18 protein-coding genes and 5 tRNA genes are annotated in these 21,000 nt (G+C 66.3%); 8 read left to right on the top strand and 15 right to left on the bottom strand.

What is annotated here, in order from left to right:
• Nucleotides 1–18 precede the first annotated feature (18 nt).
• Together arsC and AC3ARF_RS06695 are read right to left on the bottom strand one after the other, a co-directional pair.
• Nucleotides 19–375 (bottom strand): arsenate reductase (glutaredoxin), encoded by a 357-nt coding sequence (gene arsC, locus AC3ARF_RS06700; protein ID WP_498931441.1) that lies wholly within the window; start codon nt 373–375, stop codon nt 19–21.
• A gap of 204 nt (nt 376–579) precedes the next feature.
• A complete protein-coding gene (locus AC3ARF_RS06695; RefSeq protein WP_498931439.1) occupies nt 580–1,584 on the bottom strand; it encodes an LLM class flavin-dependent oxidoreductase in 1,005 nt (334 codons plus the stop codon).
• Nucleotides 1,585–1,766: 182 nt separating this feature from the next.
• On the opposite strand from AC3ARF_RS06695, the gene AC3ARF_RS06690 reads away from it, so the two are divergent.
• The 3 genes from AC3ARF_RS06690 to folE all read left to right on the top strand — a co-directional run bounded on the left by AC3ARF_RS06690 (nt 1,767) and on the right by folE (nt 4,210).
• Nucleotides 1,767–2,468, top strand: a complete 702-nt coding sequence (locus AC3ARF_RS06690; protein WP_498931437.1) for a type 1 glutamine amidotransferase domain-containing protein — start codon at nt 1,767–1,769, stop codon at nt 2,466–2,468.
• A 157-nt stretch (nt 2,469–2,625) separates the two neighbouring features.
• Nucleotides 2,626–3,390, top strand: a complete 765-nt coding sequence (locus tag AC3ARF_RS06685) for a TspO-related membrane protein (protein WP_498931435.1) — start codon at nt 2,626–2,628, stop codon at nt 3,388–3,390.
• A 163-nt stretch (nt 3,391–3,553) separates the two neighbouring features.
• Entirely contained in the window at nt 3,554–4,210 is a 657-nt protein-coding gene (folE, locus tag AC3ARF_RS06680) for a GTP cyclohydrolase I (protein ID WP_498931432.1), read from the top strand.
• Nucleotides 4,211–4,264: 54 nt separating this feature from the next.
• Here folE and AC3ARF_RS06675 read toward each other — a convergent pair whose 3' ends face one another.
• Both AC3ARF_RS06675 and AC3ARF_RS06670 read right to left on the bottom strand, forming a co-directional pair.
• On the bottom strand, nt 4,265–4,933 hold the full coding sequence (locus AC3ARF_RS06675; protein WP_498931431.1) for a ChrR family anti-sigma-E factor: 669 nt from the start codon (nt 4,931–4,933) through the stop codon (nt 4,265–4,267).
• Nucleotides 4,930–5,556, bottom strand: coding sequence for a sigma-70 family RNA polymerase sigma factor (locus AC3ARF_RS06670; RefSeq protein ID WP_498931429.1), 627 nt, complete (start codon nt 5,554–5,556; stop codon nt 4,930–4,932). Before AC3ARF_RS06670 ends, AC3ARF_RS06675 begins: the two co-directional genes overlap by 4 nt.
• Before the next feature lie 133 nt (nt 5,557–5,689).
• Here AC3ARF_RS06670 and AC3ARF_RS06665 point away from each other — a divergent pair, with 133 nt between their 5' ends.
• The 3 genes from AC3ARF_RS06665 to AC3ARF_RS06655 are packed head-to-tail and all read left to right on the top strand — an operon-like array spanning nt 5,690 to nt 8,076.
• Complete coding sequence (locus AC3ARF_RS06665) at nt 5,690–6,283, top strand: DUF2878 domain-containing protein (protein ID WP_498931428.1); 594 nt, start codon at nt 5,690–5,692, stop codon at nt 6,281–6,283.
• 39 nt (nt 6,284–6,322) lie between these two features.
• Nucleotides 6,323–6,892, top strand: coding sequence for a DUF1190 domain-containing protein (locus AC3ARF_RS06660; RefSeq protein WP_498931426.1), 570 nt, complete (start codon nt 6,323–6,325; stop codon nt 6,890–6,892).
• Nucleotides 6,892–8,076 (top strand): glutathionylspermidine synthase family protein, encoded by a 1,185-nt coding sequence (locus tag AC3ARF_RS06655; RefSeq protein ID WP_498931424.1) that lies wholly within the window; start codon nt 6,892–6,894, stop codon nt 8,074–8,076. The genes AC3ARF_RS06660 and AC3ARF_RS06655 overlap by 1 nt, the downstream gene beginning before the upstream one ends.
• A gap of 321 nt (nt 8,077–8,397) precedes the next feature.
• Here the strand turns inward: AC3ARF_RS06655 and AC3ARF_RS06650 are convergent, their stop codons facing one another.
• Nucleotides 8,398–11,154, bottom strand: coding sequence for a PAS domain S-box protein (locus AC3ARF_RS06650; protein WP_498931422.1), 2,757 nt, complete (start codon nt 11,152–11,154; stop codon nt 8,398–8,400).
• A gap of 375 nt (nt 11,155–11,529) precedes the next feature.
• Between AC3ARF_RS06650 and AC3ARF_RS06645 the strand changes: the two genes are divergently transcribed.
• Both AC3ARF_RS06645 and AC3ARF_RS06640 read left to right on the top strand, forming a co-directional pair.
• Nucleotides 11,530–12,075, top strand: coding sequence for a biliverdin-producing heme oxygenase (locus tag AC3ARF_RS06645; RefSeq protein ID WP_498931420.1), 546 nt, complete (start codon nt 11,530–11,532; stop codon nt 12,073–12,075).
• Nucleotides 12,072–13,622 carry a GAF domain-containing protein gene (locus AC3ARF_RS06640; protein WP_498931418.1) on the top strand — a complete coding sequence of 517 codons (1,551 nt, stop codon included), beginning with the start codon at nt 12,072–12,074 and terminating at the stop codon, nt 13,620–13,622. Before AC3ARF_RS06645 ends, AC3ARF_RS06640 begins: the two co-directional genes overlap by 4 nt.
• 418 nt (nt 13,623–14,040) lie before the next feature.
• Here the strand turns inward: AC3ARF_RS06640 and AC3ARF_RS06635 are convergent.
• The 10 genes from AC3ARF_RS06635 to AC3ARF_RS06590 form a co-directional block, all read right to left on the bottom strand.
• A tRNA-Val gene (locus tag AC3ARF_RS06635) sits at nt 14,041–14,115 on the bottom strand.
• A 64-nt stretch (nt 14,116–14,179) separates the two neighbouring features.
• Nucleotides 14,180–15,805: an FMN-binding glutamate synthase family protein gene (locus AC3ARF_RS06630; protein WP_498931416.1), complete on the bottom strand. Its 1,626-nt coding sequence runs from the start codon at nt 15,803–15,805 to the stop codon at nt 14,180–14,182.
• A gap of 60 nt (nt 15,806–15,865) precedes the next feature.
• Complete coding sequence (locus AC3ARF_RS06625) at nt 15,866–17,101, bottom strand: lytic murein transglycosylase (RefSeq protein ID WP_498931788.1); 1,236 nt, start codon at nt 17,099–17,101, stop codon at nt 15,866–15,868.
• Between the two features lie 236 nt (nt 17,102–17,337).
• Nucleotides 17,338–17,421, bottom strand: a tRNA-Leu gene (locus AC3ARF_RS06620).
• A 57-nt stretch (nt 17,422–17,478) separates the two neighbouring features.
• Nucleotides 17,479–17,554, bottom strand: a tRNA-Gly gene (locus AC3ARF_RS06615).
• Nucleotides 17,555–17,641: 87 nt separating this feature from the next.
• A tRNA-Cys gene (locus AC3ARF_RS06610) sits at nt 17,642–17,715 on the bottom strand.
• A 133-nt stretch (nt 17,716–17,848) separates the two neighbouring features.
• Nucleotides 17,849–17,924 (bottom strand) — tRNA-Gly (locus AC3ARF_RS06605).
• Between the two features lie 36 nt (nt 17,925–17,960).
• Nucleotides 17,961–18,542, bottom strand: a complete 582-nt coding sequence (gene pgsA, locus AC3ARF_RS06600) for a CDP-diacylglycerol--glycerol-3-phosphate 3-phosphatidyltransferase (protein WP_498931414.1) — start codon at nt 18,540–18,542, stop codon at nt 17,961–17,963.
• Nucleotides 18,542–20,512, bottom strand: a complete 1,971-nt coding sequence (gene uvrC, locus AC3ARF_RS06595) for an excinuclease ABC subunit UvrC (RefSeq protein WP_498931412.1) — start codon at nt 20,510–20,512, stop codon at nt 18,542–18,544. Before uvrC ends, pgsA begins: the two co-directional genes overlap by 1 nt.
• Nucleotides 20,509–20,988: a low molecular weight protein-tyrosine-phosphatase gene (locus AC3ARF_RS06590; RefSeq protein ID WP_498931786.1), complete on the bottom strand. Its 480-nt coding sequence runs from the start codon at nt 20,986–20,988 to the stop codon at nt 20,509–20,511. Before AC3ARF_RS06590 ends, uvrC begins: the two co-directional genes overlap by 4 nt.
• Nucleotides 20,989–21,000: the final 12 nt, after the last annotated feature.

Genomic DNA, 21,000 nt, shown 5'->3' with positions numbered 1-21,000 from the left:
TTCCGGGCGCGGGTTCCCTCACAGCAGCGTGAGCACCTGCTCGGGCGGGCGACCGAGCGCCGCCCGCCCCCCGTGGACGAAGATGGGGCGTTCAATCAGGCGGGGATGCTGGACCATCGCCTCGATCAGCGTGTCCTCGTCGAGGGCGGGATTCGACAGTCCCAGCTTGTCGTACTCCTCCTCCCCAGTGCGCAGCAGTTGCCGAGCGGACATGCCCAGCATCCGCAACAGCTCGCGAAATTCCTCGGCGCTGGGCGGCGTGTCCAGGTAGGCGACGATCTGCGGTTCGATGCCCCTCTCGCGCAGGAGCTCAAGTGCGCCACGCGACTTGGAGCAGCGGGGGTTGTGGTACAGACGGGAGACGTCGGAAGGCATGGGGGGACCTGGAGAACCGGGATGAACATCTTAAGTGCATCTGCAGCCCGCCATCCCCCCCGTCGGGAGACGGGGCTCGTGCGCCAGCCTTGATTCGACTGCACTCGCGGGCCATCACGACGTCACGCGTAATACGAAACGCTTTTTGTTGCGAGTTTCCTGCCAGTCGCAACGCGGCGGGCTGCGAACACCCTCGTATTCCGCTCAGCCGGATCCGGATCCCGCCCACGCTTCCATCACCCGCTGGAAAGACCGGACGCGCTGTGCGTGGTCGAAGATGTTGGCGGTGATGATCAACTCGTCCGGCCGGTGTTGCTCGACAAACGCCGCCATCGCCGAGCGCACGGTTTCCGGCGCGCCCACTGCCCGACAGGCCAATGTGCGGTCGAGCATGCGCAACTCTTCGGCCCTGCAATACGCCTCGATCGCCGCGCCGCTTTCCAGCGGCGGGGGCACCAGGCCGGGCCGGCCGCGACGGAGATTGACGAAGGCCTGCTGTTGGGTCGTGAAGAGCCGCCACGCCTCTTCGTCCGTTTCCGCAGCCACGGCATTGAGCGCCAGCATGACGTGGGGCCGGGCGAGACGACGCGAGGGCTTGAACTCGGCGCGGTACAGCGCCAACGCCTGCTCCAGCGCGTCGGGCGCGAAATGCGAGGCAAAGGCGTACGGCAGGCCCAGCGCCGCGGCCAACCGCGCCCCGAACAGGCTCGACCCCAGGATCCACGTTTCCACGTCCAGCCCGGCTCCGGGCACGGCCTGCACGGCTTGGCCGGGCCGCACGGGATCGAAGTAGCCCAGCAGCTCAACCACATCGGCCGGGAACTCTTCGGCACTGGCGTAGTAGCGCCGCAAGGCCTGGGCGGCCGCTTGGTCGGTGCCCGGCGCGCGCCCCAGGCCCAGGTCGATGCGACCGGGATACAAGCTCTCCAGCGTGCCGAAGGCTTCTGCCACCTGCAGCGGCGCGAAATTGGGCAGCATGATGCCGCCGGCGCCCACGCGGATGCGGGCGGTGTGCCCGGCGACATGCCCGATGAGCACGGCGGTCGCGGCGCTGGCGATGCCCGGCATGTTGTGGTGTTCGGCCAGCCAGTAGCGGCTATACCCGGAGCGTTCCGCGATCTGGGCCAGGTCGACGGCATTGGCGAAGGTCTGTGCCGGACGGCTGCCCAGCGTCACCGGAGCGAGATCAAGGACGGAAAGCGGGACCATGGAGGAGCACCAGAACGGACACGGTCTTCAACATGGGGCGAGCGGCCCCTGACCGCAACCGGACGCATGGAACACTCCGTGTCCGGTCTGGCGACCCGCTGACTCCGGCGAAGGCACCGGTCTCACATCCTTTTTCCAGATCACGGCCCAACATCCGTTCTCCCCCCTTGGAGTGCACGGCGATGGCCCCCCGGATCCTGATGATTGTCACGTCCAACGCGAAAATGGGCGACAGCGGAAAGACCACGGGGCTGTGGGCTGAGGAACTCGCCGTGCCCTATTACGCCCTCTCCGACGCCGGCGCCCAGGTCACCCTCGCTTCGCCCGCCGGAGGCCCCGCCCCCATTGACCCGCGCAGCCTCAAGCCCTCGGGGGAGAACGAACCGGTAGTGGAACGGCTGCTGGCCGACACGGCGTTGCAGGCCCTGTTGGCCGACACGCCCAAGGCTTCGGATTTCGACGGCGCCGAGTTTGACGCGGTGTTCTTCCCGGGTGGGCACGGCACGATGTGGGACCTCCCGGACGATCCCGGCGTCACCCGCGCCGTGGAGCACGCCTACGCGTCGGGCAAACTCGTGGCCTCCGTCTGCCATGGTGCCGCCGGGCTGGTCAGCGCCAGGCGCCCCGACGGGGAGTCCATCGTCAAGGATCGCAAGGTCAATGCCTTCACCAACGAAGAGGAAGTGGCGGTCGGGCTGGAGACGGTGGTGCCGTTCCTGCTCGAATCCCGGCTGCGCGAACTGGGCGGGGAGTTCGTGGGCATGGACAACTGGCAGCCCTTCGCGGTCCAGGACGGCCAGTTGATCACCGGCCAGAACCCGCAGTCCTCTCAGCGTGTGGCGGACATGGTGCTGGCGGCGCTCAAGGCATCAGCCGGCGACTGAAACAGCCGACAACTGAACCTTCCCAGGATTGCATCCAACCCTGGCAGATCCGCGTATCGCACCGGACAGGTAACAAGCGCCGCTCTCATGACCAGCCGGCCGCTGGACCGCGGCCCGCACGATCGCGCCAGCCGACGACCCGAGGAGAAACACCCGCATGAAGTATCTCGTCGCCATTCTTGCGCTCGCCATGCCCCTGATCGGGTGGCTGTCGAACTCCGGCCTCATCGGCCCGAGCAATGGCGAGATCTCGGACCGTTACCCCACCCTGATCGTCGCAGCCGGTTACGCCTTTGCGATCTGGGGACCGATCTTCCTGCTGGACGTGGTGTTCGGTCTGCGCCAAGCGATGGTGGAGGGCGACGCTCGCCTGCGCGTGATCCGCGTCATGTCCGCCGCGGGCTTCGCGCTGACCTCGGCATGGATGCTGGTGTTTCCGGCCCAGTGGTTCGGGTTGGCGCTGGCGATCATCTGGGCGAGCCTGGCGAGCATGCTGGGCGCCGCCTGGCTGGCATCTCACACGGACGGTCACGCGCGTGGTCCGTGGTGGCAATGGGTCCCCTTGTCGCTGCATGCCGGCTGGGTGTCGTTGGCGGCCTTCCTCAACACCGCCCAGGTCATCGTCGCCCACGGTCTGCTGTCGACCTCGCAAATGCTGCCGTGGACGCTGGTGCTATTCGCGGGTGCGGCGCTGTTGGTACTGACGGTGGTCGTCCGCCTCAAGGGCAACCCGTGGTACGCGGCCGCGGCGGTGTGGGGACTGGTGGGTGTGTACGCGAAGCAATCCGAATCCGCGCTCGCGGGGGCCAGTGTGGCGGCGTATGTCGCCCTGGCCCAGGCGGGGCTCGTGGCGGCGGTTGCGCTAGCCGCCTGGATGCGGGCGCGCCGCTCGTCGGTGCCTGTCTGGCTCAGCGCGGGGTAATGCCTCCCGCGAGCCCTGCATCCACTGGCTGGCCTGTGCCGTAGCTGAAGGGTGGGCGCGTCAGACGCCCACCCCCGTTCCTGCACAGGCCATGCCCATGCTCCAGCCCTTGCGCGACCCCGATTCCCTGCCCCATTTCCCCCATACGCCGACCTCGCGTCGAGTGACCGAACGCCTTCAGGCGGCGGGGGTGCGCTTCCACGCCAACGACAACATCGTCCACTACCTGCAACCGGGGGAACTGGAACAGATCGAGCAGGAGGTCGCCATGCACGCGCAGGACCTGCTCCGCGCCCTGGTCATCGACGTGGATCATGACCACAACACGCGCGAAACGGGCAAGCGGCTGGCCAAGATGTTCGTGCGCGAATTATTCGCCGGCCGCTACCACGCGGCACCGGACGTGACTGAATTTCCAAACGCCGAGCGGTTGAACGAGCTGATGATCGTCGGTCCGCTGCGGGTGCGCAGCGCGTGCTCGCACCACCTGTGCCCCATCATGGGGCGGATCTGGATCGGCGTGCTGCCCGACGCGGACTCCCACCTGATCGGGTTGTCGAAGTACGCACGCATGGTGGACTGGATCATGAGCCGCCCGCAGATCCAGGAGGAAGCGGTCAGCCAGATCGCAAACCTTCTGCAGGCGCACATCAAACCCGACGGGCTGGCGGTGGTGATGGAGGCCGACCACTACTGCATGCACTGGCGCGGGGTGAAGGACGACGAGTCCAAGATGGTCAACAGCGTGATGCGTGGGCGCTTCCTGGCCGATGCAGCGCTGCGCAAGGAATTCCTGTCCCTGCTGCACAGGCCACGGTAAAGGGTCTGATCCTCAAGCTTGCCCCGCCGGCGCCAGGCCGGCGGACACCCGCTGTCAGAGTCCTACCATCGGCTGCAGCTTGCGCGCGAACCAGCCGCGGAACTGCAGCGGCCCGTTGAGTGCGGCCACGCAGATGCACGGCACGCCCGGGGAGGTCACCGGCCGGTGCTCGACCTCGTTGTCCAGGTCGGCGATGTCGCCCGGCGCGAAGTGCCCCAACTCGTCATCGTAGGCCCCCTTCAGGATCTGCGTGAGTTCCGCGCTCTGGTGGCTGTGCACGGGCATGCTCTTGCCCGGCGCGATCTTCAACAGGATCAGGTTATCGCCCCCGGTGTGGGGCGCGCGGATCATGTGTACGCCCGGCGCCACCCAGCGCCAGCGCAGCGTTGACCATGAGTCACCGAAGTACCGCCGCAAGGGTCGGGGCAGACGATCGGGGGCATGACGCGGCTCAAGAGGTGCGACGCTGGCTTGGGGGGGCAGGTTGTCGGCCAACCGCTCAAGCATCTGCCGGCGCAACTGCTCTACCCGAGCGGCGTCGGCATCCAGTGGCTGCTGCTGCATCAACAGCGTGCCACCTACCCCCTCGGCCTGCGCGAGCAACCCCCTGCAGTGCGCGCAGCCGTCCAGGTGGGTGTCCACGACCGCCGCCATCTCCTCCGACAGCGCACCAGCGGCGCGGCTGACCAGGGTTGCCTCGTCAAGGTGGTGGCGCGGGTTCATGCGGTCTCCTGCAGGCCGGCCTGCAAACGCTGGAAGGCGCGACGGATATGCGACTTGACCGTGCCCAGCGGCATGCCCAACTCGGTGGAAATTTGCAGATGAGATTTGGCTTCGAAGTAGGACATGCGCAGTAGGCGAGCCTGGATGGCGGGCAAGCGTTCGATTCGTTCGTTCAGGTCGACGTGGGCGACGTAACTCTCGGCAGTGGAGAAGTCCGCGCGATGGGGCTCCTCCTGGATGTCGAGGGGCGTCTCCACCGTGGTCCAGTGGGTCTCGCGTCGCAGCCGGTCGATGTGCAGGTTGCGCGCGATTCGGAACAGCCATGTCGCAATGCTGCTACGGCTTGCGTCGTAGGAGTCTGCCCGCTGCCACAGGCGCAGCATCGCCTCCTGGGCCAGGTCCTCGGCCACCGCTTCGCCTACGCCCAAGCCGCGCAGGTACAAGCGCACGCGCGGGGCGAAGTGGTCGTAGATGCGCATGAAACAGTCCTGGTCACGCCGTTGGGCGACAGACAGCATCAGGCCCGACCAGTAGCCGGGATCACCGGGCTTAGCGTCCGTGGTCAACATGGCTCTGGCCACCTCGAAGGGCGACAGGTCTCCATGGGCGGGGGTGGCTTGCATGTTAGTCAGGTTTCACGCGAGTCGGGGTGTCTGGAAGTGAATACGGCGCGGACCGTCTTTCGGATGCAGTCCTGCATCCGCGGTGGGTCCAAGGCCGTATCCGGGGTATGCATCCCCTCCGGGAATACTCTTCATGAACTTCTGGGTGACGCTTCTGGCCCACCAGGCGACGTGGTTTGCCGCCGTAATGGGGGCTGGCCACGGGCATTGGTGGCCTGGTGTCTTGGCGGTGGGGCTCTTTGCGGCGTGGCGCCTGACCGTTTCGCCTTGGCGGGGCCTCGAACTCCACCTCGTGGCCTTGGCGCTAGTGCTCGGCCTGTCTCTGGAAAGCCTCTGGGTGGGTGGGGGGTTGCTGCATTACGAGGCCTCCGGGCCAGTGGGGGGGGTGCCCCCCTGGATCCTGGCTCTGTGGGTAGGCTTTGCCCTGACCATCGTTCCCCTGCTCGGTGCGTTGCACGCCCGCCCTACCCTAGCGGCCTTGCTGGGGGCGGTGGGTGGGCCTGCGGCGTACTGGGGGGCAGGACAAGGCTGGGGGTCGGTGCGGTTCGCCGAGCCGCCCGAGGCTGCCTTGATCGCCCTGGCGTTGGGTTGGGCGGTTGCGATGCCGCTGCTGGCTTCCTACGCCGGGCGCGGCCTGCGGGCAGCGTCCGCGGGCGCGGCGCAAGCGCCCACACGGCATCGCGATGACGCCCGACCACCAACCAGGCGCCGCCCTACGGCCCCATGACGTATCCTGATGTCCACGACACAACGCCTCCCGGTTCCCATGAAACGCTCCCGCAAAACCGCTCTGGTGCTGATGGGCTCGGCTCCCCTTCTTCTCATTGCCTGCTCCCAGGAGCCGGACGTACAGACCGCGGAAGGCTTGTTCACTTCGGTCGAAGCCTGCGTGGACAAGACCCAGAACCCGTACATGTGCAAACAGGCTTTCGACCAGGCCAAGTTGCAGGCGGCCGAAGCGGCTCCCAAGTTTGCGTCCGTGGCCGAGTGCGAATCCCAGTTCGGGCAGGGCCAATGCGGCACCCAGCAGGCAACGGGCGGCCACTCGTTTATCGGCCCGTTGATGACCGGCTTCTTTCTGTCGCAGATGCTCAACGGGCGCAACGCCGGCCTGGCCCCCGGCCCTGCGGGCGCACCGCCGCCCGCAGGCACCACCAAGGGCCAGCCCGCCTTCCGCACCGCGCACAATGACTGGCTCAAGCCGGGCCCCTCGGCCGCTGGCGGTGCGGCGACCGCCCTCACCCGCGTGGACGCCCAGCCCGATCGCGCGATGACGGTGCGACGGGGCGGTTTCGGCGCCACATCGGCCAGCCGCTCCGGCAGCTTCGGCGGCTGATGCGCCGCCTCGCCATTGCCCCGCGTCCGGACTGGCGTCGGCGCGCGGAGGACTGCGGCTTCCAGTTCCACACCATCAACGGCGCGCCCTACTGGGACGAGAGCGCGTACTACGCGTTCACCCTGGAGCAGATCGAGCGCGATCTGGAAGATCCGACCGCCGAGTTGCACCAGATGGCGCTTGCGCTGGTGGACGAGGTGGTGGGCAGCGAAGCACTCATGCAGCGGCTGTCCATTCCCGAGCCATTCCGTGATTACGTGGCGCAAAGTTGGCGCCGCCGCGACCCGCATCTCTACGGACGCATGGACCTGGCCTACGACGGCCACGGGCCGGCGAAGCTGTATGAGTTGAACTACGACACGCCAACGTCGCTGTACGAAGCCGCGTTCTTCCAATGGGAGTGGCTGGAGAACCAGCGGGATCGTGGCGCCCTCCCCTCCCATGCGGACCAGTTCAACGCCATCCACGAAGCGCTTGTTGAACGGTTCGGCGAGCTCGCGTCCCGCCTCAAGCCGCCGATGTATTTCGCGGCCGTGGGCAACAGCGTCGAGGACCAGGGCACGGTGTCCTACCTGCACGACTGCGCAGCGCAGGCCGGCTTCCCGGCCGGGATGATTGCGCTGGAGGACATCGGCGTCGCGGAGGATGGCCGATTCACCGACCTGGACGATGTCGCCATCGGCAGCCTGTTCAAGCTGTATCCGCTGGAGGATCTGTTCAACGACCCGTTTGGCGTGGAGCTGCTGCGGTCAGACCTCCAATTGCTGGAGCCAGCGTGGAAGCTGGTGCTGAGCAACAAGGGCGTACTGCCGCTGCTATGGGAGCGCCACCGCGGCCATCCCAACCTGCTGGAAGCGCACTTTGACGAGGGAGGTGAACTCCAGCGCGGATGGGTACGCAAGCCGCTCTTCTCGCGCGAAGGCGCCAACGTGGCCATGCGTTACCCGGACGGGCGATTGCTGAGCGAATCCGGTCCCTACGATGGACCGGCAATCCGCCAGGCGCTGCATCCCCTGCCGGCATTCGACGGCCGCTACCCGATGGTGGGCAGCTGGGTGGTCGGTGACCGCGCCTGTGGCATCGGAGTCCGGGAGGACGACAGCCCCATCACCCATGACAGCGCGCGGTTCGTGCCGCATGCGATCGTTGACACGTCTCCGGAGCGGGTTGTCATCGAGGTCTGATCGGACGAGCGGCCTCGATGCGGCGATGACACCTGGCAGGGGGCGGTCATCCACAACCGGCCAGAAGCGGACGTTCCACGCCTGTTCGGCTGATCGGCGGTGTCGCACTTGGTGGTCGAATCCAGCTTTCCACTGCGGCTGCATATCCACGACCCATTGCCGCGCGAACTCTTCCAACGTCGGGATCGCGGCATCCTTGGTCGGCAGGCTGATCAACGCTATGCGAGGTTCCTTGTTTGAGGGAACCTCCACGACAACACGCGAAGCTCGTTTCAAAAGTTAGCGAGCGGGCCACCGATCCCACCCGCACGGTGAGCGCGCTCAGGCGGAATGGGCATCCAATTGGCCGTCAACGGGCTCGGCCCTTGGGAGCGTCCTGAGCAGTGCGTGGACTGCATCGACGCTGGCAGGCTTGACGAGGTGGTGGTCGAACCCTGCCGCCATCGCCCGACGCCGGTCCTCTTCCTGTCCGTAGCCGGTCAGTGCCACAAGAACAGGGCGCGCGCCCAGGGTGGCGCGGATCTGCCTGGCGACTTCATAACCATCCATGCCGGGCATGGCGATGTCCACGAAGGCAACCTGCGGCGCAAACTCCTGCATCGCGCGTGTCGCCGCCTCACCGCTATACACAGCGAGCGCCTCCTGTCCGAGGCCTTCCAGCAGCAAGGCAAACGTGTTCGCGGAAGCCTCGACATCATCGACGACGAGCACGCGGCGCGGCAAGAGAGGTTGGAGGGACACGTGCGGCGGCGCGGAAGCCGGAACCACGTCAACGACTCCTGGTGCAAGAGGGAGACGAACCACGAACTCGCTGCCCCGGCCCATGCCTTCGCTTCTGGCCTCCACCTGGCCGCCATGCAGTTCGACCAAGTTCTTCACCAAGGTGAGACCGATGCCCAGCCCTCCGTGGGTCCGCCCCAGGGACTGGTCCACCTGGGTGAATATCTCGAAGATCGACGTGAGCATTTCTCCGGGTATGCCCGCGCCGTTGTCGGCGACGGAAACCAGCACCTGCTCGCCGGCACGCTGCGCGGTCAACCGGATCTTCCCGCCGGTCGGGGTGTACTTGATGGCGTTGTGGAGCACGTTCCCGAAGATCTGCACCAGCCGGCCCAGGTCCGCATCCACCAGCAGCGGGTCGCAGGAGACATCCATGGTCAGTTGGTGGCGGTGCGACTCCAGGAACGGGCGCTGCGCCTCCAGCGCGGCCTCCAGCGCTGCCCGCAGGTCGAGCCGCTCCGGTCTCAGTTCGATCCGCCCCCGGGTGATGCGGGACACATCGAGCAGGTCATCAATGAGATGGACCATCTGCTTCACCTGCCGCCCCATCATCGCCCGCAGCTTCTTCTCTTCCTCCGGCTGGTGATCCAGCAGGGGCCACAGCTGCAATGCGTTGGAAATCGGCGCCAGCGGGTTTCGCAGCTCGTGGGCCAGCGTCGCCAGGAACTGGTCCTTGCGCTGGCTGGCCTCGGCGAGTGCCTGCTCGGCCCGCTTGCGTGCGTCGATGTCGAACACCACGCCCACCATTCCGGCGTACTGCCCGTCTTCGGAGAACCAGGGGCGTCCCAAATCGATCGCCCAATGATAGGTCCCGTCGCTCGTACGCAGTCGGAATTCGCTCTGGTAGAAGGTCCTTGCAGCATTGGCCTGAAGGAATGCAGCGGCCGCGCGCTCCTGCTCCTCGGGATGAAGCGCCTTCGTCCATCCGATGCCCAGGGCTTCCTGCTCGGTCTGGCCCGTCGTCTCGTACCACTGGCGCGAAAGGAAGGTGCAATGCCCCCGGGGATCGGTGAGCCAAAGCGCGGCAGGCGACGCGTCGGCCATCAGCCGGAACCGCGCCTCATTTTCCCGCAGCACTTCCTCCGCCACACGTCGCTCCGTCACATCGCCCACGGTACCCACGAAAGACGAGACAACGCGTTGGGCCCCTCGCCCTTCAAACGAGGCGATGCCACGTGCTTCGAGCCAACGGACTGCCCCATCAGGGCGACGGATCCGATACTCCACCGCGTAGGGAACCGGGTCGACCGGCCGAGCGGCCGCCTCCACCGCAGCCCAAAGGCGCGGCGCATCCTCCGGATGCAGGAGCTGCTTGATCTCATCTACATGGCGAGGGCCCGCTCCCGGGATGCCGTAGATCTCCGCGTATCGCGCGTCGTGGCTCACAACACCCGTCGCGGGTTCGTATTGCCACCAGCCCAGCCGGGCAGCGTCCAGTGCCAGTTGGCGTTGGGCTGCAAGGGCGGATTGTCGCTCCTTGGCGCCTCGCAGATCCGAGATATCCGCCACCATGGCGGTGATGAAACGCACGTCCCCATTGGACCCGCGGACTGCAGAAACGGAGTTTTGTGCCCATACCTCCGAACCGTCGGGTCGCAGGTAGCGTTTCTCGATGGTGACACTGGACCTGTGGCCGTGCACCAGCTCCGCGAACAAGGAAAGATTGACGTCAAGATCCTCTGGATGCGTCAGATCCTGCATCTTCAGCGTCAGCAACTCCTCGCGGCTGCGACCTACAATCGCGCAGTAGCGGTCGTTCACCAGAACGTACCGACCGTCCAGGTCCACCTGCGCAATCCCGCCGGTCGACTGCTCAAACACTGCCCGGAAACGCTGCTCACTCTCCTGCAGCGTTGCCTGCGCTCGCTTGGCCTCGGTGATGTCCCGTGCCAGGCCGAACCACTCGATGATGTCGCCGTCTTCGTCCAGAACGGGTACAGCGCGCGAGTACGTCCACCCATCGGCGTCTTCCGGCCGGAGGACGCGGTGCTCGAGTTCGAACAAGTCCTTGTCGGCGATGGCCCGGGCGATGGCGGCCCGTACGCGTGCGTGTTCGTCCGCTGGAAGATTGCGTTCCATCCAATCGCGCACGGGGGCATCGTTGCTCGCCACTAAACCCCGTCCGTCGAGCGGCTGCATTTCCGACCAGTCGGCGCTCATGCGGTACACCACATCCGACGTCGCCGCGGTGAGCGCCTCAAGGCGCTTCTGTGCCAGCACCTGCGCCGCAAAGCCGGAGCCTGGCTGGGCCCCGCCGGACGCGGGGTGTGGGGTCGATCGCGTCGAGTCGTCGTTCATCAAAACAGTCCCGGATGCGTCGACGCATGTGCGACGCCTAGCGGGGACTATACCGGGCGACCGAGGTCCGGCTTGGCCGCTCCCGCGGGGAGGGAACCGCGGCAATCCTCTTGATGGAACGCGTGCGGTCGCGAGCTCCTCTTCACCGCTGCGTGAAAGAGTGACGTCCAACACTTTTTCACCGTAACGCTCTTCAGCAACACATTCAGCAAAGCAGGGCCCCCACTGCCCTCCGCCCGCATGCGTTACGCCCGATTCATGCGAATCTTGCTCACATGGCCTGCGCCCCCAGTGTGCTAAAACACTCGCCGTCCGGCCGCGCATAGGGTTTGGAACACAGTCGCGAATCGGTCGGTCAGTATGTGGGGGCAATGCATGGGCAACTCGCCCCTACGCGAGGAATTGCGGGTCGCCACCCAGTCAGGGCACGCAGCGCTTGAACTGCTCGTTGGCGACGAGTGGCGACTGGCGGACTACGCCCGCTATCTGCGCAGCATGCATGCCTTTTCCAAGTGCCTGTCGGCATCGCTGGCGCTGCACGGGCATGCGCCCTGCTTCCTCGCCGAGCGGCTGCAGCGCATGGAATCCGATCTGCGCGCGCTCGACCTCACCCCGCTTCCAGCGCCCCCTCCCATCCCGATTTCCGCGGATGGCTACTGGGGTGCCCGCTATGTGGTCGAAGGCGCCTCGCTGGGAGCACGCGTGCTGGCCCGACGCCTGCTGCCGCTGGGGTTGTCGCCTGAACGTGGCGCGCGGTTCGTGGTCGACGAATCCCTGGACCGGGCGCACTGGCCTGCCTTCCTTGCCGCTTTGGAAGGCGTACCCCCTGCCGCGCATCCTGCCGCGATCGGGTCAGCGATCGCCACCTTCGACCTCGCCCACCGCTGCTTCCGCCTCCACGACCAAGACTGTTCACGATGACCGCACAAGCACGTTTGGACCATTGCGCCGAAGAGCAGATCCACCTCTGCGGCGCCATTCAACCCCATGGCGTGCTGTTGAGCGTCGCCCTCGCCGATTGGACCGTCGCCCACGCCAGTGCCAACGCCGGCACGATGTTCGGCCTGTCGATTTCCGAGCTGGTGGGAACCGAACTGCAGGCATTGGTCGGCGTCGCGATCGTGGACACGCTGCGTCGTGCGGCGGCAAGCATGTCGGTGAACCAGCCGCCCGTGCCTGTCACCTCAACCAACCTCGGACCGAACGGGACGATTCACGAATTGGGAATGCACGTCTCCCAAGGCCTGGCGCATATCGAGATCGAGGAAATTGGGAACGACCGGGGTTCTGCACAGGAGCTCTCGCAGCAGATGGTGTTGTCGGTGACATCCACCGTTGCGGAGTCACTGCTCACGGTAGTGGCTGACGAGGTGAGGCAGCTGACGGGCTATGACCGGGTGATGGTCTATCGCTTCCTGGAGGACCAGTCCGGCGAGGTCGTGGCCGAGGCGCGTGCGCCCGAGGTGCCGTCGTATCTGGGCCTGCGCTTCCCGGCCAGCGACATCCCCCCGCAGGCCCGGAGCCTGTACGTCAGCAACCGGGTGCGGATCATTCCGGACATCCACTACGAGCCTCAACCACTGGTGCCCCAGCGCATGAAGGATGGCGCTGAAGTCGACCTGGGCCAGGCGTACCTGCGCAGCGTCTCACCGGTACACGTGCAATACCTCGCCAACATGGGCGTGGCCGCGTCGATGTCCATCTCCATCGTGTGCGAGGGACGCTTGTGGGGGCTGATCGCCTGCCACCACCTTGAGCCCCGTGCCGTCAGTCCCATCGCACGGCGGGCGGCCTACCTCTTTGGCTTGTTCGTCTCCATGCGCGTGGAATCCGAGCACCTGCGCCGAAGCAGCCAACAGGTGGCGATCCTGCGGGAGAAGCTGCCGTTCCTGGCCAATTGCGCCTATCAGGAGACATTGCGCGTCGGGGTGCCCGAACTGACGACCATGCGCAGGGCCTTCCGCGCGCATGCAGCGTGCCTGGTGGACACGACTGCCGAAGCCGCAGAGGGCCGGCTGCTGCCCATCCAGGCAATGCGCGACGTTTCCGTGCGGCTGGGCGGCCTCCGTACGGCGGTGCATTGGTCCCATGCTCGCGAGGAGTGGACGACGGACACCTCCTGTCCCTACGCCGGTCTGCTCGCCATCCGGGTCGGGCAACACCGGTGGCTGGTGTTGCTGCGGCGGGAACGCATCACTGAAGTTACGTGGGCTGGCCGCCCCGAGGGGCCATTTCAGCGCGCGGGAAGCATGAAGATTGGCCCACGCGAAAGCTTCCAGGCCTGGACCCAGATGGTCGCGGGCCGCAGCACCCCTTGGATGGAGGCAGAGATCGACGTCGCGTCGGAACTTCAGCGCAGGCTGCGGCAGTGGCTTCCGGCGTCGGGCATTCCCGAATCGCTGGAGGACAACCTGGCCAGCAACGAAGACAGCTTCGACACCCAAGAAGACGCGACCGGGGCAACCTGACCGGGTCCTGGCGGTGTCGTTGCATTTGAGTACCCCGCCCACGAGAGCGCGCGGGCGCGAATCATCGCCGATTGCTTGATGCCCGGCGCCGCCGAGGTTGCCGCACCAATCCGTCGCTACGAAGGCGAATAGTCACCCACCTGCGCACGCGCATTGCGCGTGTGCCCCGCACGCGGTGCGCGTGTTCGGCCCAGGGCGTGCGCAGGGGTTTCTCCACGGTCCGTCTCGGTTGCGCGGTCGGCTGTACATGCAGGAAAAGGGCTGTATGAACACCCCGCACGCACCGCGTGCGCACACGCGCCGCGCGTCGCGCCCTGCGTGCGAGGCCACGCGCACGGCGTGCGGAGCTGCCACAGTAGAATCAAATAGTTACGACGAAAAAAAGCCGGCTTTCGCCGGCTCTTTTTCTTACGCGTAATGGTGGGCGGTACAGGGATCGAACCTGTGACCCTTGCCGTGTGAAGGCAATGCTCTACCGCTGAGCTAACCGCCCCGAAGGGCTGCGCAGTATACAGCATCCTCCCCTGCCCTTGCCAAGGGGTCATGCGCAATTTCTTTCACACCAACTTTGACTTGCGCAGTGACTGCACGCTGGCTGGCGCGGAGAAACTCTCGCTGCTCGCGCATGCCCAGAATTGCTGGAACACCGCGTGCGGGGGAATGCGCCCCAGCAGGTCCCCCGGCTTGAGGAACGCGTACAAAGCACCCAGCGAACGCACCTCCACCGCGGACACGCGGCGCAGGATGTGCTCCGGCCCAAGCTGGTCCGGGTGTTCCAGTCCCGCCGCGCACAACAGGTCGCGCAATGCCTTCAACGTGTTCTGGTGGAAGTTGAAAACCCGCTGCCCTTTGTCGGTGACATCCAGATGCTTCCAGCGCGCACTGTCCTGCGTGGCGATGCCCGTGGGGCAATGGTCGGTGTGGCAACTCAGCGACTGGATGCAGCCCAAGGCGAACATGAAGGCACGACCGGCATTGCACCAGTCAGCCCCCATCGCCAGGGTGCGGGCAATATCGAACGCACTGCTGATCCGCCCTGCCGCGCCAATCCGGATCCGGTCACGCAGTTCGAGTCCCACCAGCGTGTTGTGCACCAGCATCAGCGCCTCGTGCATCGGCACGCCGACGTGGTCGATGAACTCGGCGGGCGCCGCGCCGGTGCCGCCTTCGGCGCCATCGACCACAATGAAGTCCGGCAACACGCCGGTCTCGGCCATGGCCTTCGCAATGCCGAACCATTCCCACGGATGGCCAATGGCCAGCTTGAAGCCGGTGGGCTTGCCCCCCGATAGCTCGCGCAGGCGCGCAACGAATGCCAGCAACTCGCGCGGCGTGGCGAACGCGCTGTGTCGCGCGGGCGAGACGCAGTCCACGCCCTGTGGCACGCCGCGCGTGACCGCGATCTCCGCATTGACCTTGGCCGCGGGCAGTACGCCACCGTGGCCCGGCTTGGCGCCTTGCGACAGTTTCACCTCGATCATCTTGACCTGCGGATCACGCGCGTTGGCGATGAAGCGTTCCTCGCTGAAGCTGCCATCGTCGTTGCGACAGCCGAAGTAGCCCGAACCGATCTCCCACACCAGGTCGCCGCCGTTCTCGCGGTGATAGGGCGAGATCGAGCCTTCGCCCGTGTCATGGTAGAAGTTGCCCAGCTTGGCGCCCTTGTTGAGCGCGCGGATGGCATTGGCAGACACCGCACCAAAGCTCATGGCCGAGATGTTGAACACACTCGCCGAATACGGCTGCGCACTCTGCGCGCCAATCGTGATGCGGAAATCATGGCTGCGGTGCGGGGTGGGCGCCATGGAGTGGTTGATCCACTCGTAATCCACCGCATACGTGTCCTGCTGGCTGCCGAAGGGCAACACGTCGTTGATCGACTTGGAGCGCTGGTAGATCAGTGCCCGTTGCTGGCGCGAGTACGGCACTTCCATGGTGTCGGACTGGAAAAAATACTGCCGCAGTTCCGGGCCAATCGATTCCAGGCTGTAGCGGAAATGCGCCAGCAACGGGTAGTTGCGGCGCAGCGTGCTGCGGGTCTGCAGCAGATCGGCCGTGCCCAGCGCGGCCAACGCACCAAACACGACCACGGCGATCCACCAACCGCCTCCCGCGCTGAACCACGCCAGCAACGAAAGCAGCATCAGCAGGACGCTCAGCGCGTAAGGGGCGTACCGGGCCATGGACGGTCCATATCGGCAATCTGCGGGTCAGGATAACGTGTCGCGGGAACGTCCTGTCGACTAGCGTGATTCACCGGGCTCGCTTTCCTGCATGCCACGCAGCGCCTGCAGGATGCGCAGGCCCGCGCGCCCATCCTGCGGCACCAGGCCCAATCGTTGCTGCTCCGCCACGATGGCCCGCCGCGTCGCCGTCCCGATAATCCCATCCGCTTCCCCGATGGCGTGGCCACGCGCCAGCAGCAGCCTCTGCAGTTCCCGGCGCTCCATGCGCGACAGCCCGGCGTCGTCGGTCGGCCATGGGGTCTTCAGCCCCGCCCGGCCCCTCAGCCGATCGGAGAGCAGCGCAATGGCCAGTGCGTAGCTCTCCGAGGCGTTGTACGAGTACATCGCATGGAAGTTGCGGAAGACCAGGAACGCAGGTCCACGGCGTCCCACAGGGAGGAGAAGCGCGGCAGGTGTGTTGCCATCCAGCGCAAAGGCTTGGCCATCCGCACGGACGATCCCTCTTGCCAGCCAGTAGCGCAGCGGCTCGCGATGCGTGCGCCCTATCGGCCCCAGGTAGGTGCCCTCTGGCACGCTTACTTCATGGCCCCACGGCTCACCGCTCCGCCAACCTGCCCGCCTGAGGAAGTGGGCGGTCGACGCCAGTGCATCGGCCACGTTGCCTGCCAGGTCGCGGCGACCGTCGCCATCGAAGTCGACCGCGATACGGCGGAACGTGGACGGCATGAACTGCGTGTGCCCGAATGCACCGGCCCAGGACCCCACCAGCGCCTCGGGAGCGACGTCACCGGACTGGATGATGTGCAGCGTGTCGATCAGTTCGCCGCGGAAAAATGCCTGCCGGCGCCCCTGGCAGGCCAAGGTGGCAAGCGAAACGAGCAGCGGGCGCTTGCCAAAAGTCCGCCCGAAGTTGCTTTCCACGCCCCATACCGCAACCACAGTCTCCGCATCGACGCCGTAGCGTTGCGCGACCCGAGCGAGGAGTTCGGCATGGACCCGCAACTGTTCGCGTCCATCGGCGACTCGCTCGTCGTCAACGAGCCCGGCGAGGTAATCCCACAACGGCGTGGTGAATTCGGGCTGCGCGTCGAGAAACCTCAGTACGGTCGGATCTGGCCCGACGGTGGCCACGTGGCGGTCGAACAGATCCGCATCGATGCCGGCACTCATGGCCGTTGTACGCAGCCGCGCCCTGCAGGCCGCCACGCCGGGAGGGAGGCCGGGCGCAGCCGGTGAGCTAGGCTCGGGATCCGCTACCGGAGGCGATGAGTTTACCCGGGGCACTGCTCCCAGCGGCGGTGAGCTGGGCTGGGGCGTCGCTTTCGGGGGCAGTGGGTCGGACACGGGCCGCGTCGCCTGCGAAGGCTCCTGCGCGCCGGCGCACGCTGCGAGCAGCCCAGCGATCAACAGGGCCCGTATCGGGAAAGTGGGGGTCCAGGAAGCCATGCCCCGACGTTACCCACACGTGCGGCTCCCGCCTCTCACGCGACGGCGACAAACCCGAATGGAAATGCGCGCCGTACAGGGTGTGCCCGGTGTCGGGATCGAACCGACATGACCTTGCGGTCGAGGGATTTTAAGTCCCTTGCGTCTACCAGTTTCGCCAACCGGGCCCTGAAACAACAAAGCCCCGCAGATGCGGGGCTTTGCGTGGGGCGAACCCCTGAATCTGGAGCGGGAAACGAGACTCGAACTCGCGACCCCGACCTTGGCAAGGTCGTGCTCTACCAACTGAGCTATTCCCGCGGGGAGCGTCATTCTACAGCAAAAAACACGTTTGTGAATAGCACTCTCTACAAAAAAAGGGCCCCGCCGAAGCGGAGCCCTAAAGTTTGGAGGCCGAGGTCGGAATTGAACCGGCGTACGCGGATTTGCAGTCCGCTGCATAACCACTCTGCCACCCGGCCGGATGACGATCGCTTGCGCGACAAGCCACAGCATACTGCCTGCAGCCACGATTGCACCATTCACGCCAGGCAATCGCTGAAAAAACAAAACCCCGATTCCGGGGCCTTGTCTCGGGGCAAAACCCCTTGAAACTGGAGCGGGAAACGAGACTCGAACTCGCGACCCCGACCTTGGCAAGGTCGTGCTCTACCAACTGAGCTATTCCCGCAGAGGAAGCGCCATTTTAGGCATGGAACGCGGGCTGTCAACTGGTTTTCACATCCTCGCGCAGACTCGGCCACGCGGCGCGCAGGTATGCCATGCCAGACCACAAGGTCAGCAAAGCCGCCACGGCCAACATCCAGTCACCAATCTTGAACAGCAGGGTAAGCGGGCTACCCAGTTTGTCTGGCGCCGAGTACAGCAGCACGGTGAGCGCCACCATCTGCACCACCGTCTTGAGCTTGCCAATCGCGGCGACCTTGACCGTGGCGCGCTGGCCAATCTCGGCCATCCATTCCCGCAGGGCGGACACGGCGATTTCGCGGCCGATGATCACGGCCGCCCACAGGGCCATCCACGGCGTCGGGTGCTTCTGCACGATCAACAGCAGCGCGGTGGCCACCATCAGCTTGTCCGCTACCGGGTCAAGAAAGGCGCCGAAGGCGGAATGCTGGTTGTAGCGACGGGCAATCCAGCCATCGAGCCAGTCGGTGGCCGAGGCGAAGGCGAAAATGAAGGCGGCGGCGAAATTGGTCCACTTGTAGGGCAGGTAGAACACCGCGACCAGTACCGGGATCAAGACGATCCGCAGCAGGGTCAGGAGGGTGGGTACCGTCAACTTCATCATTCGCTCCGCGCGTCCAGTCCGTGCAGGGTCGCATAGATCCGCTCGGCGAGGGCTTCGTTGATGCCCTCCACCCGGGAAATTTCCTCGACCCCCGCGGCCTTGAGTCCCCCCAGGCCGCCAAAATGCTTCAACAGATTAGCGCGTCTGCGGGGACCAATGCCGGGAATGTCCTCCAGCCGGCTGACATTGCGCGCTTTCTGCCGGCGCCCGCGATGGCCGGTGATGGCAAACCGGTGGGCCTCGTCGCGCACCTGCTGGATGAGCTGCAGGGCGGGCGACTCGGCCCCAGGGCGGACGTTGCGGCCGTCAGGCAACAGAAGTTCCTCGTCGCCGGGGCGCCGCTCGGGGCCCTTGGCCACGCCCACCAGCAGGACGCCTTCCACTCCCAGCTCGTCGAGCACGGCGCGGGCCTGGGCCACCTGCCCCGCCCCGCCGTCGATCAGCAGGACGTCAGGGAGAACGCCCAGTTCGGATGAGGCCCGGGGGTGTTTCCGCGCTTGGGCAGGCGCCCCGTGAAGCTCAGCGCTTGACGCGGCTGGAGATGCGGGGGCCTCGCCGCGGGCCAGCGGGGCCTCCTCCGCGGACGCCGCGGTCGCGCCCCGCTCCTCCATCGCCCGTCGGAAACGGCGGTAGATGGCCTGGTGCATGGCGGCGTAATCGTCCCCGGGCTGGATCCCGGTGATGTTGAAACGGCGGTATTGGCCGCGCACCGGGCCTTCGGCGTCGAACACCACGCACGAGGCGACGGTGGCCTCGCCCATGGTGTGACTGATGTCGAAGCATTCAATGCGCTTGGGCAACTCGGGCATGTCCAGCAGTTCGCGCAGGCCTTGGGCACGGGCGTGCTGCGCCGCGTGGCTGGTGCGCTCGGCCGCCAGCGACATCTCGGCGTTGCGCCGGGCCAAGTCGACGTAACCGGCGCGTTCGCCGCGCACGTTGTGGCGGATCTGCACCCGGCGATCGCTGGAAGCGGACAGCGCCTGTTCAATCAGGTCGCGGTCGGGGATATCGCGGTCGAGGATGATTTCGCGCGGCGGGTTCTGTTCGCCGTAGTACTGGGAGACGAAGGCGGCCAGCACTTCCTCGGGGTTGTCGCTGCCGTTGGTCTTCGGGTAGAACGCCCGGGTGCCGAGGTTGCGCCCGTCGCGGAACGCCAGCAGCAGCACGCAGGCCTGCACACCGTGCATGGCGATGGCGAGCACGTCCAGGTCGGCAGCGCGGCCATCCACGTACTGCCGCGCCTGCAGGGTACGGATCGAGGCAATGAGATCGCGAAGGCGCGCGGCAGTCTCGAAGTCCAGGCGCTCCGCCGCGTCTTCCATTGCGTTGGTGAGCTCACCGGTCAGCTCGTCACTGCGACCTTCGAGAAGCAGGGTGGCACGGCGGACGCTTTCAGCGTAGTCGCGGGCCTGCACCAAGCCCACGCACGGTGCGCTGCACCGACCGATCTGGTGTTGCAGGCACGGTCGCGAGCGGTTGCGGAAGACGCTGTCCTCGCAGTTGCGCAGACGGAACAGCTTGTGGATCAGGTTCAGCGTGTCACGCACCGCCATCACGCTGGGGTACGGCCCGAAATAGCGCCCCGGAACGGAACGCGGCCCACGATGCATGGCGATCCGCGGCCACGTCTCGTTGGTCATCAGCACGTATGGATAGCTTTTGTCGTCGCGCAGCAGCACGTTGTAGCGCGGCTTGAGCGACTTGATGAGCTCGTTCTCGAGGATCAGCGCCTCGGCCTCGGTCCTGGTGACCGTGACTTCCATGCGCGCGACCTGCGACAGCATCGCCATGATCCGGGCCGACTTGGGGGTGGCGTTGAAGTAGCTGGAAACCCGGTTCTTCAGCGCGCCGGCCTTGCCGACGTAAAGCACCGTTTCATCCGCCGCGACCATCCGGTAGACGCCCGGCGCGGTGCTGAGGGTGCGGACGAAATCCTTGCCGTCGAATGGGGGCGCGCTGGCGGTCATCCTCGCCCACCGGGGGCGGAAAGCAGGCGTGCGACCACGCCATCCGCCGCTTGCTCCAGCAACCGCCAGCTGTGCTCGAAGCCGTCCAGTTCGCCGTAATACGGATCGGGAACGTCCAGCGCCCGCCCCACCCCGCTCCACTCCAGCAACAGGGCCGCGCGCGGGTGGGCATCGGGCTGGAGGCGGGCCTGCACATCCGCCAGGTTGTCGCGGTCGGCGCAGAGCAACCAGTCGAACTGCTCGGCGTCCGCACGCCGGAACTGGCGCGCGCGCAGCCCCGCGATGTCGACGCCATGGCGCGCGGCGGTGGCAATGGCGCGAGGGTCCGGCGGCCGTCCCACGTGCCAATCACCGGTGCCAGCGGAATCGACCAGCGCGCGGCCCCTCAGCGGCGACGCCTCGATGCGAGCGCGAAGAATGCCTTCTGCCATGGGCGAACGGCAGATGTTGCCCAGGCACACCACCAGCAGCCGCACCGGTTCGGCCAT

Source organism: Lysobacter sp. KACC 24251 (assembly GCF_057747755.1).
The sequence above is the reverse complement of the archived record's forward strand: the minus strand, read 5'-3'. Positions and strand labels throughout refer to the sequence as shown.